The organism is Rhizobium skierniewicense Ch11, from assembly GCF_023757665.1.
Lineage (GTDB): Bacteria > Pseudomonadota > Alphaproteobacteria > Rhizobiales > Rhizobiaceae > Agrobacterium > Agrobacterium skierniewicense.
Genome location: NZ_RXPG01000030.1, coordinates 401,640 through 418,231 on the forward strand (window position 1 = coordinate 401,640; position 16,592 = coordinate 418,231).

At 57.8% G+C, this 16,592-nt stretch carries 18 protein-coding genes; 7 read left to right on the forward strand and 11 right to left on the reverse strand.

What is annotated here, in order from left to right; all coding sequences use genetic code 11:
• Nucleotides 1-74: 74 nt before the first annotated feature.
• Nucleotides 75-722, reverse strand: a complete 648-nt coding sequence (locus EKM04_RS21740; RefSeq protein ID WP_183893464.1) for a GntR family transcriptional regulator — start codon at nucleotides 720-722, stop codon at nucleotides 75-77.
• Between the two features lie 259 nt (nucleotides 723-981).
• On the opposite strand from EKM04_RS21740, the gene EKM04_RS21745 reads away from it, so the two are divergent.
• From EKM04_RS21745 to EKM04_RS21765, 5 genes are read left to right on the forward strand one after another with little or no spacing between them, the layout of a single operon-like run.
• A complete protein-coding gene (locus tag EKM04_RS21745; RefSeq protein WP_183893465.1) occupies nucleotides 982-2,223 on the forward strand; it encodes an NRAMP family divalent metal transporter in 1,242 nt (413 codons plus the stop codon).
• A gap of 10 nt (nucleotides 2,224-2,233) precedes the next feature.
• Nucleotides 2,234-3,001 (forward strand): LamB/YcsF family protein, encoded by a 768-nt coding sequence (locus EKM04_RS21750; RefSeq protein ID WP_183893466.1) that lies wholly within the window; start codon nucleotides 2,234-2,236, stop codon nucleotides 2,999-3,001.
• A gap of 10 nt (nucleotides 3,002-3,011) precedes the next feature.
• Nucleotides 3,012-3,821, forward strand: a complete 810-nt coding sequence (locus tag EKM04_RS21755) for a putative hydro-lyase (RefSeq protein WP_174154896.1) — start codon at nucleotides 3,012-3,014, stop codon at nucleotides 3,819-3,821.
• A gap of 7 nt (nucleotides 3,822-3,828) precedes the next feature.
• Nucleotides 3,829-5,448, forward strand: a complete 1,620-nt coding sequence (locus EKM04_RS21760) for a 5-oxoprolinase subunit B/C family protein (RefSeq protein ID WP_183893467.1) — start codon at nucleotides 3,829-3,831, stop codon at nucleotides 5,446-5,448.
• The gene (locus EKM04_RS21765; RefSeq protein WP_183893468.1) at nucleotides 5,445-7,166 is read left to right on the forward strand and encodes an acetyl/propionyl/methylcrotonyl-CoA carboxylase subunit alpha; all 1,722 of its coding nucleotides are present in this window, start codon (nucleotides 5,445-5,447) and stop codon (nucleotides 7,164-7,166) included. The genes EKM04_RS21760 and EKM04_RS21765 overlap by 4 nt, the downstream gene beginning before the upstream one ends.
• 75 nt (nucleotides 7,167-7,241) lie before the next feature.
• Here the strand turns inward: EKM04_RS21765 and phnE are convergent, their stop codons facing one another.
• From phnE to phnG, 10 genes are all read right to left on the reverse strand, one after another.
• Nucleotides 7,242-8,054 (reverse strand): phosphonate ABC transporter, permease protein PhnE, encoded by an 813-nt coding sequence (gene phnE / locus EKM04_RS21770; RefSeq protein ID WP_183893470.1) that lies wholly within the window; start codon nucleotides 8,052-8,054, stop codon nucleotides 7,242-7,244.
• 66 nt (nucleotides 8,055-8,120) lie between these two features.
• Nucleotides 8,121-9,119: a phosphonate ABC transporter substrate-binding protein gene (phnD, locus tag EKM04_RS21775; RefSeq protein WP_183893472.1), complete on the reverse strand. Its 999-nt coding sequence runs from the start codon at nucleotides 9,117-9,119 to the stop codon at nucleotides 8,121-8,123.
• Nucleotides 9,120-9,142: 23 nt separating this feature from the next.
• Complete coding sequence (phnC, locus tag EKM04_RS21780) at nucleotides 9,143-9,985, reverse strand: phosphonate ABC transporter ATP-binding protein (RefSeq protein WP_183893474.1); 843 nt, start codon at nucleotides 9,983-9,985, stop codon at nucleotides 9,143-9,145.
• Between the two features lie 84 nt (nucleotides 9,986-10,069).
• Entirely contained in the window at nucleotides 10,070-10,684 is a 615-nt protein-coding gene (locus EKM04_RS21785) for a DapH/DapD/GlmU-related protein (protein ID WP_183893476.1), read from the reverse strand.
• Nucleotides 10,681-11,427, reverse strand: a complete 747-nt coding sequence (phnL, locus tag EKM04_RS21790; protein ID WP_183893478.1) for a phosphonate C-P lyase system protein PhnL — start codon at nucleotides 11,425-11,427, stop codon at nucleotides 10,681-10,683. The genes EKM04_RS21785 and phnL overlap by 4 nt, the downstream gene beginning before the upstream one ends.
• 1 nt (nucleotide 11,428) lies before the next feature.
• Nucleotides 11,429-12,202, reverse strand: coding sequence for a phosphonate C-P lyase system protein PhnK (phnK, locus tag EKM04_RS21795; RefSeq protein ID WP_174154881.1), 774 nt, complete (start codon nucleotides 12,200-12,202; stop codon nucleotides 11,429-11,431).
• Nucleotides 12,199-13,080, reverse strand: a complete 882-nt coding sequence (locus EKM04_RS21800; protein ID WP_183893480.1) for an alpha-D-ribose 1-methylphosphonate 5-phosphate C-P-lyase PhnJ — start codon at nucleotides 13,078-13,080, stop codon at nucleotides 12,199-12,201. Before EKM04_RS21800 ends, phnK begins: the two co-directional genes overlap by 4 nt.
• Nucleotides 13,077-14,168: a carbon-phosphorus lyase complex subunit gene (locus EKM04_RS21805; RefSeq protein ID WP_183893482.1), complete on the reverse strand. Its 1,092-nt coding sequence runs from the start codon at nucleotides 14,166-14,168 to the stop codon at nucleotides 13,077-13,079. The genes EKM04_RS21800 and EKM04_RS21805 overlap by 4 nt, the downstream gene beginning before the upstream one ends.
• Nucleotides 14,169-14,172: 4 nt before the next feature.
• Nucleotides 14,173-14,769, reverse strand: coding sequence for a phosphonate C-P lyase system protein PhnH (phnH, locus tag EKM04_RS21810; RefSeq protein ID WP_174154876.1), 597 nt, complete (start codon nucleotides 14,767-14,769; stop codon nucleotides 14,173-14,175).
• Nucleotides 14,769-15,242, reverse strand: coding sequence for a phosphonate C-P lyase system protein PhnG (gene phnG, locus EKM04_RS21815; protein ID WP_174154874.1), 474 nt, complete (start codon nucleotides 15,240-15,242; stop codon nucleotides 14,769-14,771). Before phnG ends, phnH begins: the two co-directional genes overlap by 1 nt.
• 105 nt (nucleotides 15,243-15,347) lie before the next feature.
• Between phnG and phnF the strand changes: the two genes are divergently transcribed.
• Together phnF and EKM04_RS21825 are read left to right on the forward strand one after the other, a co-directional pair.
• Entirely contained in the window at nucleotides 15,348-16,073 is a 726-nt protein-coding gene (phnF, locus tag EKM04_RS21820) for a phosphonate metabolism transcriptional regulator PhnF (RefSeq protein ID WP_252094093.1), read from the forward strand.
• A 182-nt stretch (nucleotides 16,074-16,255) separates the two neighbouring features.
• Nucleotides 16,256-16,552 carry a hypothetical protein gene (locus EKM04_RS21825; protein ID WP_183893486.1) on the forward strand — a complete coding sequence of 99 codons (297 nt, stop codon included), beginning with the start codon at nucleotides 16,256-16,258 and terminating at the stop codon, nucleotides 16,550-16,552.
• Nucleotides 16,553-16,592: the final 40 nt, after the last annotated feature.

Genomic DNA, 16,592 nt, shown 5'->3' on the forward strand with positions numbered 1-16,592 from the left:
CGGTTGTCTGATAGGTCCCTCATGGCATATTGGCACGTTGCTTTCCACTGCAATATCGGCGCGTTTTGCTGGGTCTATTTGGCTGCCCGTTCCAGTGCCTTGAGAACCGTGCGTTCGGAAAGGTTGAGGTATTGCTCCATCTGAGCGGCGGCCTCGACGACGTTGCCTTTTTCGACCAGAGAGAGGATCTGCTCATTCATGTCGACAAAGGGCGAGTGTAATTGCTCGGGGTCTTTCAACAGCCCGAAGCTGAGACGCAGTTCCGCAGCAACACGGGCATAGAAATCGCTCAGTCGGCTGCTGTCGGACAGATCGACCACGGCTGCGTGGAACCTCATATTGGCGCTACCGACTTCACGCCATTGCTTCAGATCGCGGTGTATCTTGGCGTACTCAACCGCGTCGCGCATGGTTGTCGTTGCCGGATGCCTGGGCCATGCCTGCCGTAACGCGCTGCATTCCAGCATGCGGCGTACACGGTAGATATCGATGATCTGATCCGTACTGGGCGCAGAAACGAAAACACCGCGATTGGCTTCGTGCCGCAACAGGCCGTCTTTGGTTAAAAGGCGAAAGGCCTCCCGTAGCGAGTTTCGAGACACGTCAAGGCGTTCGCTGAAAGCCGCTTCCGACAGACGCTGCCCCGGCGCCAACGCGCCGGTGATCAAAAGGTCACGAATATCCTTGGCCACACGATCTGCAAGCGGCAAATTTTCCGTCATGGCATTTCCTCAAAGCTCTTCAATCGGACATCCATCGTCCGATAGCGTTTTTGTCGCGCCGCTAATGCGGGTGCAATATCACAAATTGCGAGCAGAACAGGTAAAAATCGTGCTTATTTTCAACGCATATGTTCCAAAGATTGCGCATAATGAAAGAACGATATAATTTTATTGTTCAACAATATTGACAATTTTGTAGATGACGCCAAGATCACTGCACAGCATCCGCGAGGGGCGGAGTGCGATAAGGAGAAAATCCATGGAGCAGAACAAGCTTGCCCAGAGCGTCGAGTTTGCGAAATCGCGGCGCGCATCTCTCACAGCCGCCATCTTTCTGATGGCGACCTCGGCCATCGGCCCGGGCTTCATTACCCAGACGGCCACCTTTACCACCAAGCTCGGATCGGCCTTCGCTTTCGCCATTCTTGCATCGATTTTGATCGACTTCGTCGTCCAGTTGAACATCTGGCGTATCGTGACGCTTACCCGCATGCGCGCCTCCGACATCGCCAATGCGGCGATCCCCGGTTCGGGTTATGTGCTGGCCATTCTCGTTATTGTCGGCGGACTGTTCTTCAACATCGGCAACATCGGTGGCTCCGGCCTTGGCCTCAACGCCATGCTTGGGCTTGATCCGAAGTGGGGCGGGGCGCTGAGCGCACTTCTTGCCATCGGCATCTTCCTGTCGAAACGCGCCGGTATGGCCGTTGACCGCTTTATCATTTTCGCCGGTCTTCTGATGATCGCGCTTACGGTCTATGTGGCGTTTGCATCCAATCCGCCGGTCGGCGATGCGCTGTTCCAGACATTCCTGCCCTCCACAATCGATTTTGCGACAATTACCACCATCGTTGGCGGTACTGTCGGCGGGTACATCACCTATTCGGGCGCCCATCGTCTTCTCGACAAAGGCATGGTCGGCGTTGAAAATCTTCCATCCATCAATCGCGCCGCACTCACCGGCATCGCCGTGACGGGCGTCATGCGTTACGTACTCTTCCTTGCCATTCTGGGCGTTGTCGCCAGTGGCGTCATTATCGACGTTTCGGGCAAGGGCGCAAACCCTGCCGCGCAGGCCTTCCAGTCGGCCGCCGGTGATATCGGGTTGAGAATATTCGGCGTCGTTCTGTGGGCCGCGGCCATCACCTCGGTGATCGGTGCTGCCTATACGTCGGTCTCCTTTATTACGGTCTTCAAGAAGGATATCAGCGAACGCGGTCGCAATATCGCGACGGTCATCTTCATCGCGGTTTCTCTCTTCTTCTACCTCGTCATCACCACGCCACCAGCACAGATGCTCGTCTTTGTCGGTGGTCTCAACGGTCTCATTCTTCCCATTGGCCTGTCGATCTTTGTCTATGCGGCTTGGGCGCGGTCTGATCTGATGGAAGGGTACCGTTATCCGCGCTGGCTTCTGGTGCTCGGCATTCTGGTCAGCGCGCTGACCTGGTACATGGGCTACAAGTCCATCGGACCCATCTTCGCGCTTCTGACGGCATAAGGAGAAAGACATGGCTTCCATTGATCTGAACAGCGATCTTGGCGAAAGCTACGGTGCCTGGAGCATGGGAGACGACGGCGCGATGCTATCTGTCGTCTCCAGCGCCAACATTGCCTGCGGTTTTCATGCGGGCGATCCGGCCGGTATTTTCCGCACCGTCAAAGCGGCTGCCGACAATAGTGTCGTCGTGGGAGCCCATGTCTCCTATCCGGACCGCGTCGGCTTCGGCCGTCGGGATCTGGATGTGACGTCGGAAGAATTGATTGCCGATGTCATCTACCAGATTGGCGCGCTGAAAGGTATTGCCGCAGCCGCTGGCACCACGGTGCGTTACGTCAAACCGCACGGCGCGCTGTATAACCGCATCGCCAATGACGCAAAGCAGGGTCAAGCGGTGATCGACGGTATCAAGGCCATCGATCCCTCGCTGGTTCTCATGGGCCTTGCCAATGCGCCGATCCTCGACCTTGCACGCAAATCGGGTCTGGCAGTGGTTGCCGAAGCCTTCGCCGACCGTGCCTACACGCCGCAAGGTCAGCTCGTCTCCCGCCGCGAGGCCGGTGCGGTGTTGCATGATGCGGAAAAAATCGCTGACCGCATGGTGCAGCTTGCCCGAACGGGTACGCTTGAAGCCATCGATGGCAGCATCATCAAAATCGAGGCGCAATCCATCTGCGTTCATGGCGATAGCCCCGGTGCCGTCGCCATTGCGCAGCAAATTCGCAAACGGTTCGAAGCGGAAGGCATCGACATCCGTTCTTTCGCCTCCAACAATTAAGGAGCGATCCATGACGATCCCCACTTCCTACCTGAACCACACGGATGCCACAGCAGCACGCAAGGCGCGTGACGATTATCGCGGCGGTCTGGTCGCGCCGACATCCGGCATCGCACCTGGTTTCACGCAGGCCAACATGATTGTCCTGCCGCGTGACTGGGCGTTTGATTTCCTGCTTTATGCGCAGCGCAACCCCAAGGCCTGCCCGGTTCTGGATGTTTCCGACCCTGGCGTTCCGACCACTGTGCTTGCTCCCGGTGCCGATCTCAGAACCGATCTGCCGCAGTACCGGATCTGGCGGGATGGCAAGCTGTCGGAGGAAACCGCAGACGCTACCGCCGCATGGGCAGAGCGCGATGACCTCGTGGCCTTCCTCATCGGGTGCAGCTTCACGTTTGAAACGCCCATGGTGGAAGCCGGCATTGAAATCCGCCATATGACGGATAAATCCAATGTGCCGATGTATCTCACCAACCGGCCATGCCGTCCTGCCGGTCGGTTGAAGGGCAATATGGTTGTTTCCATGCGCCCAATCCCCGCCACGCGCGTGGCAGATGCCGCAACGATTTCGGGTCGCTTCCCGGCTGTTCACGGCTCGCCCGTGCATGTCGGTTCGCCGGCAGAACTCGGCATTGCCGATCTCGCGAAGCCGGATTTTGGTGACGCGGTGCGGATCGAAGCTGGTGAAATTCCGGTGTTCTGGGCCTGCGGTGTTACACCACAAGCCGCAGTGATGGCGTCCGGTGTGCCGTTCGCGATCACACATTCCCCAGGTTACATGTTCATCACCGATATTCCCGATTCCGCCTATCATGCGTGAGGACACGATGCGTTTTTTACCCGTCAGCCTCACGACTATTCTGGTGGAACTTGATGACCTCGACCAGACACTTGCCCTGTTTGCATCGCTTGAGGCCAACCCCGTCGAAGGTGTCGAGGAAACGGTTCCGGCTGCTCGCACGCTGATGATCCGGTTTCGGCCTGAAACCATCGGGGCGCAGGCGCTGGCGGCTGAAATCGCCACCCGTGATCTCTCGGCAAAGATTGCTCCGTCCGACAATCTGGTGGAAATACCGGTTCGCTACGATGGCGAAGATCTGGCCGATGTCGCCGAACTGACGGGCCTCAGTGTCGAAGAGGTTATTCGGCGACATACGGACAGTGAATTTACCGTCGCGTTCTGTGGTTTTGCACCCGGGTTCGGATATCTGGTCGGCGGTGATCCGGCGCTACATGTGCCGCGCCGCAAAAGCCCGCGCACCCGTATCCCTATGGGCTCGGTTGCCCTTGCCGGTGCCTTCAGTGGCGTTTATCCGCAAAACAGCCCCGGCGGCTGGCAAATCCTCGGCACCACGCCCCTGAAAATGTGGGATATCGACCGCGATCCCGGCGCGCTGTTTCAGCCCGGTTATCGCGTCCGCTTTTTCGATATGGACAAGGCTGACCGCAACATCGACATTCCCGCAGCAAAGCCTGCTGTCGCGAAACCCGTGGCGAACACAGAAGCCGCTCATTTCGACGTGCTGGCCGCACCCATGCCCGCCGTGTTTCAAGACCTTGGGCGGTTTGGCCAGACGGGACAAGGCGTGTCCGCGTCCGGCGCTCTGGATCGTTCCGCCTTAAACACGGCAAATCGCATCGTTGGCAACCCGGCCAACACCGCCTGTCTGGAAATCACACTTGGCGGCTTTTCCTTTAAAAGCACCAGCCGCGCAGTCATCGGTGTTGCAGGCGCATCCTGTATCATAACCGTGAAATCTGATGCCTACAGCGTCGAAGCCAACCCCTACATGCCAATCTCTCTGGAGGCAGGCGATGTGGTGACATTTGGCAATCCTGCAAAAGGTATGCGCTGTTACCTCGCGGTCCGAGGCGGTTTCGAAGTCGCGCCGGTTCTTGGGAGCACATCCACGGATACGCTTGCGGTTGTGGGGCCGGATACGGTCACTGCGGGGTCGATCCTCAATCTGAAAAAGAATAAAAACGGCCTTTCCAGCGTGTCCATCGATGAGGTTCCAGCCTTTGATCTGCCCCAAGTGGGTGATGTCGTCACGCTGGATGTCGTGATGGGTCCACGCACCGACTGGTTCACACAACGCGGTATCGAAACACTGACAAGCCAGCTCTGGCAGGTCACGCCGCAGTCCAGCCGCGTCGGCATTCGCCTTGCTGGTGAAACGCCGCTGGAGCGCAAGGACAGTGCGGAATTGCCGAGCGAAGGCACAGCAACGGGTGCAATCCAGATACCCCATAGCGGTCAGCCGGTGCTGTTTCTCGCCGACCATCCGCTGACGGGAGGATATCCGGTCATCGGTGCCGTTGCGGAATACCACTTGGACCTCGCGGGTCAGATACCCATCAACGCCAAAATCCAGTTTCGCCCGCTTGGGCCATTCGCGGAGATTTCGGCCATAAAAAACACAGAGCTTTCGGGAGAACGCCCATGAAAAAAGTGCTGATTGCCAATCGCGGTGAGATCGCGGTGCGCATCATTCGCGCCTGCCGAGATTACGGTATCGGATCGGTTGCCGTTTATGCCGATCCTGATCAGGACGCAGTTTTCGTGCGACTGGCCGATGAAGCCTACGCCCTGGACGGCGTGCGTCCGGCGCAAACCTATCTCGATATTGAAAAGCTGATTGCTATCGCCAAGCGCTCCGGTGCGGATGCGGTCCATCCCGGTTATGGCTTCCTGTCGGAACGTGCCGAATTTGCGCAGGCCGTTATCGACGCAGGCCTGATCTGGATTGGCCCTGACCCTGATGTAATCAAGGTTCTGGGTGACAAGGTGGAAGCGCGCCGCATTGCCACCAGCGTTGGCGCGCCTCTGGTCGCAGGCAGCGATGGGCCGGTTGAAACAGCAGCGGAAGTTACCGCCTTTGCCCAACAGCACGGCCTACCGGTTGCCATCAAGGCCGCCCATGGCGGCGGCGGACGCGGCATTAAGGTTGCCTGGAAAATGGAAGAGATCTCCGATCTCTACAGTTCTGCAGTGCGCGAAGCGACAGCCGCCTTCGGGCGTGGCGAATGTTTTCTGGAACGGTTCCTGGACCGTCCGCGCCACATCGAAGCGCAGGTCATTGCCGATAAGCACGGCAATGTTCTGGTTCTCGGCACGCGCGATTGTTCGTTGCAGCGCCGTAACCAGAAGCTGATCGAAGAAGCACCGGCGCCGTTTCTGTCACCAGAACAGCGTCAGAAAATCCATGAGGCGGCAAAGGCCATCTGTGCGGCGGCCGGTTATTCCGGGGCGGGCACCGTGGAATTTCTGCTGGGCGTGGACGGTACGATTTCTTTCCTTGAAGTCAACACACGTCTTCAGGTGGAGCATCCGGTAACGGAAGAGACCTCAGGCATTGATCTCGTCATAGAGCAGTTCCGTATTGCGGAAGGCCATAAGCTGCGCGTCTTCGAAACGCCGGAACCACGCGGCCATTCCATGGAATTCCGCATCAATGCCGAAGATCCCGGTCGCGGCTTTCTGCCGACGCCCGGAAAAATCACCCTGTTCGATCCGCCATCAGGCCCCGGCATCCGCATGGATAGCGGCGTCGTCACCGGCTCGACGATACCCGGCGTGTTCGATTCGCTAATGGCGAAACTGATCGTGACAGGTGCGGATCGAGATCAGGTGCTGCGCCGCGCCCGCCGCGCCCTGAAGGAATTCCGCATCGAAGGCATCGCCACGGTTCTGCCGTTCCACCGCGCCGCCATCGATACGGATGATTTTATCGGAACGGATGGCTTCAAGGTTCACACCCGCTGGATCGAGACCGATTTTGCCGACATGCCCGATGCCATGGAGCGCCCCGCACCGGGAGACGACGCCACGATGACCCGCACATGGCTGGAAATTGACGGAAAGCGCGTATCCGTCGGCCTGCCGCATCTATTGCTGGCAGGTTTTACCGGTGCTGGCGTACGTTCCACAGAAGCAGTCGAGGCGATCCCCAAAACAGAGGGCATCCTGGCACCCATTTCCGGCACGCTTCAATCCTTCAAGGTCGAAGACGGAGCGGATGTGGCCGAAGGCGATCTCGTCGCCGTTATGGAGGCGATGAAAATGGAGACGCAGGTGACGGCTCCGAAAGCAGGCAAGGTCCGTCTTGTGGCCAAAGAGGGCGGGTATTTGCAAGCGGGTGAGGTTCTGATCTCCTTCGATTGACCGCCGGACAACCTACAATCAAGACATGGTCTCGCGGTTGCCAATGACCGCGAGACGAGAAAGCTTTGGATCTTGTCAGATGACGAGCTTGCGGAGCTGTTGCGAAATCAGGTCCATCACGGTCACCGTCAAAACGATAATGATGATGATGGCGGAGGCTTGCGGGTAATAGAAGCCACGAATGGTTTCGAAGAGGATCTGGCCGATGCCGCCTGCGCCGATCAGGCCAAGCACGGTTGCCGAGCGGACGTTGGATTCCAGTCGGTAGAGGGAAAACGAAATCCATAAAGGCAAGACCTGCGGAATAACGCCGAAGATGACCTGCTGCACTCTGGACGCGCCAGTGGTTCGGATCGCTTCGACGGGCCGCGGGTCGATGGCTTCCACTGCTTCCGAAAACAGTTTTGCCAGAATTCCGGTCGTATGAATGAACAGGGCCATGACGCCGGCGAACGGGCCAAGCCCTACTGCAACCACGAAAAGGACCGCGAACACGACTTCGTGGATGGCACGGAACATGTCCATTAATCGCCGTACTGGCTGGTTGATCCACCAGGGCGTCATGTTGTGGGCAGAGAGAATGCCAAATGGTATCGATACCAGGACCGCGAGACATGTGCCCCAAAGCGCAATCTGCACGGTGACCATCATCTCTTCGAGATAATAGGGCCACGTCTTGAAGTCCGGACGCAGGAAGTCCTTGGCATATTCCGCCATGTTGCCGCCATCGGTAAACAGGTAGGTCCAGCGATCCATCTCTGCCGGGCTCCAGCTGAAAATCAATGCAGCCGCCAGACCGAGCATCAGGCTCCAATTGCGAATGCTGCCCGGTTGCCTGCCAGTTGGCAGACCGGCTACAGCACCCTTAGAAAGAATTGTCTCGCTCATGGCACACGATTCCGGTTTTTCAAAAGAGGGGCGGGCAACTTCTCCCGCCCCTTACGCGTGGTGACCTCAGGTCTTGGACGCCTCTGCGAGTTCGGCTTCGAACCTGGTCTTCTGGTCGGTCAAGGACTTGATCTTTTCAGCCTTGGCTTCGGCAGAAAGAGACGTGTCGGCTTCGACCTGCGAGAGTGATTTCGTTAGCTCCATCACGCGGATCGGCAGCAGCTGCTTGTTGGTCGAGGGACGGAACGGTCCCCACTTCAGGCTGGCAAGGATCTTTTTCTCCTCGGCAACATTACCTGTCGACTTGTCGGTGCCGTAGGTCACGAAGAACGTCCGGATTTTTTCCTTGGTCGCATCGGGAAGATCCTTGCGCCAAACGATCGGGTCAGACGGGATCAGCGGCGAGCGCCAGATTTCGCGGATTTTCGCAAATGCGTCCGGCTTGTTCTGCTTGATCAAGGCCATGTTTTCGGTGTTGTTGGCTGCAGCATCGACCTGCTTGTTGGCAACCGCCATTGCATTGGTTTCGTGGTTGGCGTTGGTGACATTCTTGAAGCAGGTCTTGGGATCGATACCACGAGCGCTGAAGACAAACGTCATCGGCACGAGATATCCGGATGTCGAATTCGGGTCGCCCAGACCGAAGTTGAGCGACTTGTCGCATGTCAGCACGTCATCAATGGTCTGGATCTTGCTGTCTGTAGGTACGATGACGACGGACCAATAGCCCGGATCACCATTGATCGGCATGCTCTGGACGAAGACTTCGCCATCAGCGCGATCGACCGCTTCCATCGCAGACTTGTTGCCGTACCAGGCGACCTGCACCTTGTTGAAGCGCATGCCTTCGATGATGCCGGCATAGTCGGACGCGAAGAAGGCCTTGATGTCGAGGCCTGTCTGCTTCTTCATATCGGCCAGAAGCGGGTCCCAGCTGGTCTTGAGGTTTTGCTGGGATTCCGTGGAGATAATGCCGAAATTGATCGTGTTGTCCTGCGCCAAGGCTGCGGAGGAGATCGTCAAGGCGACAGACATCGCCGCCATGCTTTTCAGTATCGCGTTCATGAGTGGTCTCCGGTGATCGTCGGTCAGACGCCTAAAAGGGCCAACTGACGGTGTTGAGGCTCCGCACAGGGTTGGGGAGCCGGGTACTCCGCCGGAGCTTCCGGCAGGACGAGTTCTTCCGACGCCGAACCGTAGAGTTCGGCAAGGAATGCATTGGAAAGTTCGCTTGAAGCGCCGTCGAACACGATTTCGCCGTCGCGCATCGCAATCGTTCGCTTGCAATATCGCCGCGCATATTCGACCTGATGCAGCGAGACCAGAATGGTGATGTTGTCTTGCGTGTTGATGGTGGCGAGAACGTCCATCACCCGCCGAGCCGAAGACGGATCAAGCGCCGAAATCGGTTCGTCCGCGATCAGAATTTCAGCACCCTGCACCAGGGTCCGCGCGATGGCCGCTCGTTGCTGCTGGCCTCCGGAAAGCGTCGAAGACCGCTGGGTCGCCACTTGTGGAATACCCACGCGGGCAAGGGCCGCAATAGCCGCATTCTTTTCTTCCCGATTGAACAGACCAAGCGTTCCACGCCAGCGCGGTATCTGGCCCAGGTGGCCGATAAGGACATTGGTGAGAACCGACATGCGGCCCACCAGATTGAACTGCTGGAAGATGACCGAGACCGCGCCGCGCTTGACCTTGTCCGTCAGGCGTCCGGCGCTCTGCGACACATTGCCTAAAACATCGATCCGGCCATTACGACCATCGCCGGTTTCAAGGCCCGCAATATGACGGATCAAAGTGCTTTTGCCGGAGCCGGATGCTCCGATGAGGGCGACCATCTCGCCTTTTTCGACCATCAGGCTGACACCGGACAGGGCTCGGGTCGAGCCGTAAGTCTTCGAGAGATTGGAAACCATAATCGCCGTCATTGCCCGTCTCCGTGCTTGGGTCTGTTCAAAGAGATTGGATGGCTTTTGATGATCGTTCAGTGACGGTTCGGTGAAAGTTTCGTGTCAACCGCCATAACGGCTGATGAATTCTTCGGCTGGGAGATCGCGAAAATCTTGGAGTGCTTCGAAAAGGCGATCATGCGACCAGTCCCACCATGCAAGGTTATCCATGCGCTGACCGGTCTGGGCGTCGAAGCGAGCCCGGATCAGACGGGCGGGGACGCCGCCGACAATGGTGTAGGCCGCGACATCGCGCGAGACGACAGCACCCGAACCGACGACGGCACCATTGCCGATTGTCACGCCCGGCAGGATGGTGGCGCCATGGCCGATCCAGACATCATGACCAATCACCACGCGTTTCGCACGCCTTGCGGCAAAGAAATCGGCCTCTTCTTCGCCTTGTGGCCAGTAGTCTCCGGCGCGGTAGGTGAAATGATGCAGGCTTGCCCTGTCCATCGGGTGGTTGGTGGCATTGATGCGGACACTGGCGGCGATATTGGCAAACTTGCCGATGGTCGCGCACCATACCTGACCGTTGCGCTCGATGTAGGAGTAGTCAGCGAGGATCGTCTCCGAGATACGACATCCCCCGGCGATCTCGGTGTAGCGCCCAAGTTGGCAGTCGCTGACCTCTGCTGTCGAATGAATCAGAGGCTCTAGGGAAAGCTTGGTCATGCTGACATCTTTCGAGCGGAAAAGGTTGATACATCCAGAATGCGGGTCGCCACCGCGTCTCGCACGGGTTGGTCATGGAAAATTCCAAGCACCGCTGTTCCAGCATCCGTCTTTTCCGCAATCATCGCAACCACGATGTCGCGGTTTTCCGAGTCGAGTGACGCCGTCGGCTCATCGAGAAGCAGGATGGGGTGATCTGTGATAAAGCCGCGTGCAATATTGACGCGCTGCTTTTCTCCACCCGAAAAGGTCGCTGGCGGCAGGCTGAAAAGTGTCTGCGGCAGGTTCAGTCGCAAAAGCATGACCTCTGCACGCTCCAATGCTTCGGCCCGGGATATGCCGCGGGCCAGCAGAGGTGCTGCAACGACATCAAGAGCGGAGACACGCGGCACGGCTCTTAAAAACTGGCTGACATAGCCGATGCTTTCGTTTCGCAGTTCCAACACCAGTCTCGGATCGCCGCCTCCCAGATTACGCATGGCTCCAGACTTGGTGTCACGGACCCAGATCTGGCCACGGTCGATGGCGTAATTACCGTAAACCATCCGCAATATCGACGATTTTCCGATGCCCGATGGTCCGCCGAGCACCACGCATTCGCCGCGATGGAGCTCAAAATTGACATCGTTGACGACGGGCAGAACAAGTCCGTCGCGCAGATGCATGGTGAAGGATTTGGCGACGTTCTCCACCGATAGAAGAACGGTCTCGGCAGCATTGATGGACGGTTGATGAAGGCTCATCTCAACTCTCCGGTATCGAGGCGACAAGAAGCTGCGTGTAGGCATGTTGCGGGTCGTCCAGCACGCGATCGGTCAAACCGTTTTCGACGACCTTTCCATCTTTCATCACGAGCATCCGCTGCGACAAAAGGCGCGCCACAGCGAGGTCATGGGTGACGAGGACGACAGACAGACCAAGGTCGCTGACCAGCCCGCGAAGCAGATCGAGAACACGCGCCTGAACGGAAACGTCCAGACCGCCGGTCGGCTCATCCATGAAAATCAGGCGAGGGTGGGTCACCAGATTGCGGGCGATCTGCAATCTTTGGCGCATGCCGCCTGAAAATGTCACAGGCTGGTCATCGATACGATCAGTGGCAATTTCGACACGCGCCAGCCAATCGCTGGCGTTGCGGCGAATATCGCCGTAATGACGCTCTCCAATGGCCATAAGGCGTTCACCGACATTGGCGCCTGCCGAAACCCGCATCCGCAAACCGTCGGCCGGGTTCTGGTGAACGAAGCCCCAGTCCGTGCGCATCAAGAAGCGTCTCTCAGCCTCAGATAGATCGGCAAGATCGGGAAAACGCCCGTCACGCATCCGATACCGGACGCTACCGGCAGAGCGGTCGAGCCGCGCCGAAGTACAGTTCAGCAATGTCGTCTTGCCGGACCCGGATTCGCCGACAATTGCGATGACCTCGCCCGGCCAGACGTCGAAAGAAACACCGGTGCAGCCGATGAAGGCGCCATAGCGACGTTCAAGATCGCGCACGGACAGTATGGGATCGCTCATGGTTGCTCTCCCATCGCAGCCTTCGGCATTCCTAGACCCTGATGGCCGTCTCCCTGTCTCGTTTCGCAATGATCTGTGTCGGAACACACGAACATGCGTCCGCCTTGGTCGTCGGTCACAACTTCATCGAGGTAGACGCCGGTGGCATTGCATAGAGCGCAGGGTGCAGTGAACGTCTGGACCTCGAAAGGATGGTCTTCGAAGTCGAGGCTAACGACGTCCGTGAAGGGTGGAAGCGCATAAATCCGCTTCTCGCGACCAGCACCGAACAGCTGTAATGCGGGCGAATTGTGCATTTTCGGATTGTCGAATTTCGGAATGGGCGAGGGGCCCATCACATAACGGCCCTCGATCTTGACGGGGTAATCGTACGTCGTTGCGATATGGCCGTGTCTGGCGATATCCTCATAAAGCTTGACCTGAATCAGGCCGTATTCTTCCAACCCGTGCATGATGCGCGTCTCCGTTTCACGCGGTTCGAGGAAACGTAGCGGCTCAGGAATGGGGACCTGATAGACAATGGTTTGGCCGGCCTTGAGAGGCGTCTCGGGAATGCGGTGGCGCGTCTGGATGACACTGGCTTCTGTGGTTTTCGTCGTCGTTGCCACGCCCGCGGTCTTGGCAAAAAAAGCACGGATCGAGACTGCATTCGTCGTGTCGTCGGCACCCTGGTCGATGACCTTGAGAACGTCGTCCGGGCCGAGGATCGCAGCCGTCACCTGAACGCCGCCGGTTCCCCAGCCATAAGGCATGGGCATCTCGCGGGAGGCGAACGGCACCTGATAGCCGGGGATGGCGATGGCCTTCAGGATTGCCCGACGGATCATGCGTTTCGTCTGCTCATCCAGATAGGCGAAGTTGTAACTGGGCAGGTTCATTCTGCTGCCTCCTTGCTGGCCGAGGTCTCTTCGTTTTCCTTCCGCAACATGCGCAGCAGACCGAGTTCGGCCTGGAAATCCACGTAATGCGGTAATTTGAGATGTTCGACGAATCCGGTGGCTTCGACATTATCGCAATGGGCCAACACGAACTCTTCGTCCTGTGCGGGCGCGGTCCGTTGCTCATCGAATTCATCGGCGCGCAACGCTCGGTCAACGAGGCTGACAGCCATAGCTTTTCGTTCGGACTGCCCGAACACCAGCCCATAGCCCCGCGTGAAGCGCGGGCCGTCTGCCGTGGTGCCCTTGAACTGCGACACCATCTGGCACTCGGTGACACGAATGGAACCAATGGAAACCGCAAAGCCAAGCTCCGGGACATCCACCTCGACCTCGACGAGCCCGATGCGCACTTCTCCGACAAAGGGGTGAGTGCGGCCGTAGCCTCGTTGCGTGGAGTAACCGAGCGACAGCAGAAATCCCTCGTCGCCACGCGCTAGCGCCTGAAGTCGCAGATCTCGGTTCGCCGGAAATGACGTCGGCTCACGGGTCATATCCGTCGGCTCTTCTTCCGACTGGATGTCAGGCTCGATCAAGCCTTCATCGTTGAGGATATCCGTGATGCGTGGATAGGTGCTCTCTTGCTGGGCCTCGCGCCGTTCCGGCTGATCAACGGTCTCGTCAACGGCCATGGCGGGGTCGATCAGGCGGTGGGTATAGTCGAAGGTGGGTCCCAACAGTTGGCCACCGGGGATATCCTTATAGGTGGCAGATACCCGGCGTTCGATCTGCATGGCCCCCGTGTCGATCGGTTGGGAATATCCGAAACGGGGCAGGGTGGTGCGATAAGCCCGCAGCAGAAAAATCGCCTCGATGAGGTCGCCGCGGGATTGCCGAACGGCCATAGCAGCCAGTTCTGGATCATAGAGAGAACCCTCGGCCATGACGCGATCAACGCCAAGCGAAAGCTGACCGGCAATCTGCTCCAATGTCAGCGCAGGCACATCGCGATCGCCTCGGCGTCTGTCGGCCAACAGCTTATGAGCTTTGTCGATAGCGGCTTCACCGCCCTTTACGGCCACATACATCGCTTCAAATCTCCTTGATGCGCGTTGTGCGCGGGAGGGCCAACGCCTCGCTGCCACAAACGATGATGACGTCGAGGCCCAGTGGGTAAGACGCGTTGTTCTCCAGCGCCCATTTGGCAAAGCCTTCCGGCAGGCCGGATGGTGAAATGGCGTGCGTGTTTTCAATCCCGGGGCCGGAGAGTTGCAGCATGGTCCCGCCAGTCATGGCGTGAACCGGAAGGATCAACGTTGCAGAGCGGTCGGGATAGCTCATCGTCCCCACAGCAAAATCTTTCCAGTTATCAATTCGGCTTTTCTCACTAAGAACCGCAAAGCTTGCCTTGCCTTGCTCTGGTGTGACCGGTGCGCCCGAATGGAAGACCAGCCATTCGGCAGCACTCTGCATGTCGCCCGCGTTTTCAAACCAGACCGGGGTGTCATAATCCGCAAGCGTCAGCAAAATGGCAGAGGCAGCGCAGGTGAGGGGCGCAGGGCCGGTTGCGACGGTGCCGAGATCAACGTTCGTTCCAGGTCTGGAAAAAGCATCCATTACCGCTCGGAAAACACTCTGGGAGGCGAAAACAGGATCGGTGAAGCCGCCATCGAATGTTGCTGTTTGCATCAGTCTTCTCCTCGTGTGACGGTGAAGAAATCGACCTTTGTCGCTTCCGTCTCTTCGGCGCGCTTTTGCTTCTCGTCGTTGATTGCGGAGAGGATGGGCCGGGTGATTTCGTCATCGATACGTTGCTGCCAGGTGTCGATTTGCCGTAGCGCATCGAGATGGGCGACGATGCGTGCCTTGTTTTGGTCCCGGCCCAGCACGATGGAGTGGCCGACCTCACCTGTCACGAGCTTGATCGTTGCACGAGTGACGCTCGCTTCGCCTAGATTAAAGGTGGCACCACCACCGCCAATTCTGCCTCGAACCATGACGGTGCCGATTTCCGGGCCGCGTACCGGTGAAGCGGTGGGCAGCGATGGAGCCATCCGCGAGTAACGTTCATCCAGCAGAACAGCAGGCGCCGCCGACAGGATGTCGAGAGCGCTTTTTCTTGAGAGAACTGCAGTGTCAAAGGGGTGCTTGATGCGTGTCATCTCTCATCCATATTTATCTAGTTGTGTAGACAACTAATCATATTTGATATATACACTCAATACGGTGACAGAAGAATGACAGCCTGGTGTTTGTGGAGGGCTTGCGTGGACGATCTCGATGATGGCGTTTCACGGTGGCGGCGCGTTGCAGACGGCATCCGCAATGCCATCAGCGAGGGGGCGATAGACGATCAATTGCCAACGGAGGGCGCCTTGGCGTCTCAGTACGGGGTCAATCGCCATACCGTCAGGCGAGCAATCGCTGCGTTATCCAGTGAGGGGCTTCTTCGCGCTGAGCGCGGTCGCGGCACCTTCGTCAATGCGGTGCCCCAGCGCATTGTTTATCCGATTGGCACGAGGGCCCGCTTTTCCGAAAACATGATGCGACAATCGTTGGAGCCATCGGGGCGATTGATCAATGCCGAGCTGATTGTTGCCAACGCTGCACAGGCAAGCCTGCTGGATTGCAAGATCGGAGCGCCGCTGCATCGTATGGAGCATCTGGCCGTGGCAGCCGGTGTTCCGCTGTCCAGATCGACCTCTCTTTTTTCCGCAGACCGGTTTCCCGGGATCATCGCCGCCTATGCCGAGACCGGCTCCATCACAAAGGCACTGGAAATGGAGGGTCTTGCGGATTATCGGCGCAAGGAAACGAGATTGACCGCTGAACGCGCATCATCTCGCGATGTCAGCTTCCTCACTTGTGCGCCCGATAGTATCGTCCTTGTCAGTCGGGCAATCGATATCGATCAGAACGATGCACCCGTACAAAGCATCGTCACGCGTTTCTTGGCAGACCGTATGGAACTTGTCTTCTCGAATGCGCCATAGCTTCTATCTTTCCGCGATCACATACAGAGCGAAACTGGAAGACGGACCGGGCTTGTACAAAACTTTTCGGGAAAAAAGACAACCGTATCAAGGTTGTTCTCACCGCTTAAGCTGTTAGAACCAAAGGACCACGCCGACCGTGTGGTCTGCATACGGTGGGTTAACCCTGGAGAGCTTTGTCGATGAATTATGCCGCACTCATCTCGGAGCTGTTGGAAACCTCTGAACACGTTTCAGACACCGACCCCGCCAAAATCCGTGAACTGCTTGATCACGCCGTTGTCGCGGTGCGGGACTTGAGAGACAAGATCGACAGACATCCAGCGCAAAACGTCCGCGATGCCGTGACGTTTCTAGAGAAGATTTCCGCTGATTTGGCCGTCGGTGACGTTCCTGTCGATCAATGTCGAAGCGCGTTGAAAGACGCTTCGGTCATGATCGAAGACCTCGCAGCAAAGTCGCGTTCCAAGATTTATTAGAACACGACCCCCTTATTGCGACATTACGGTTGACGATCAC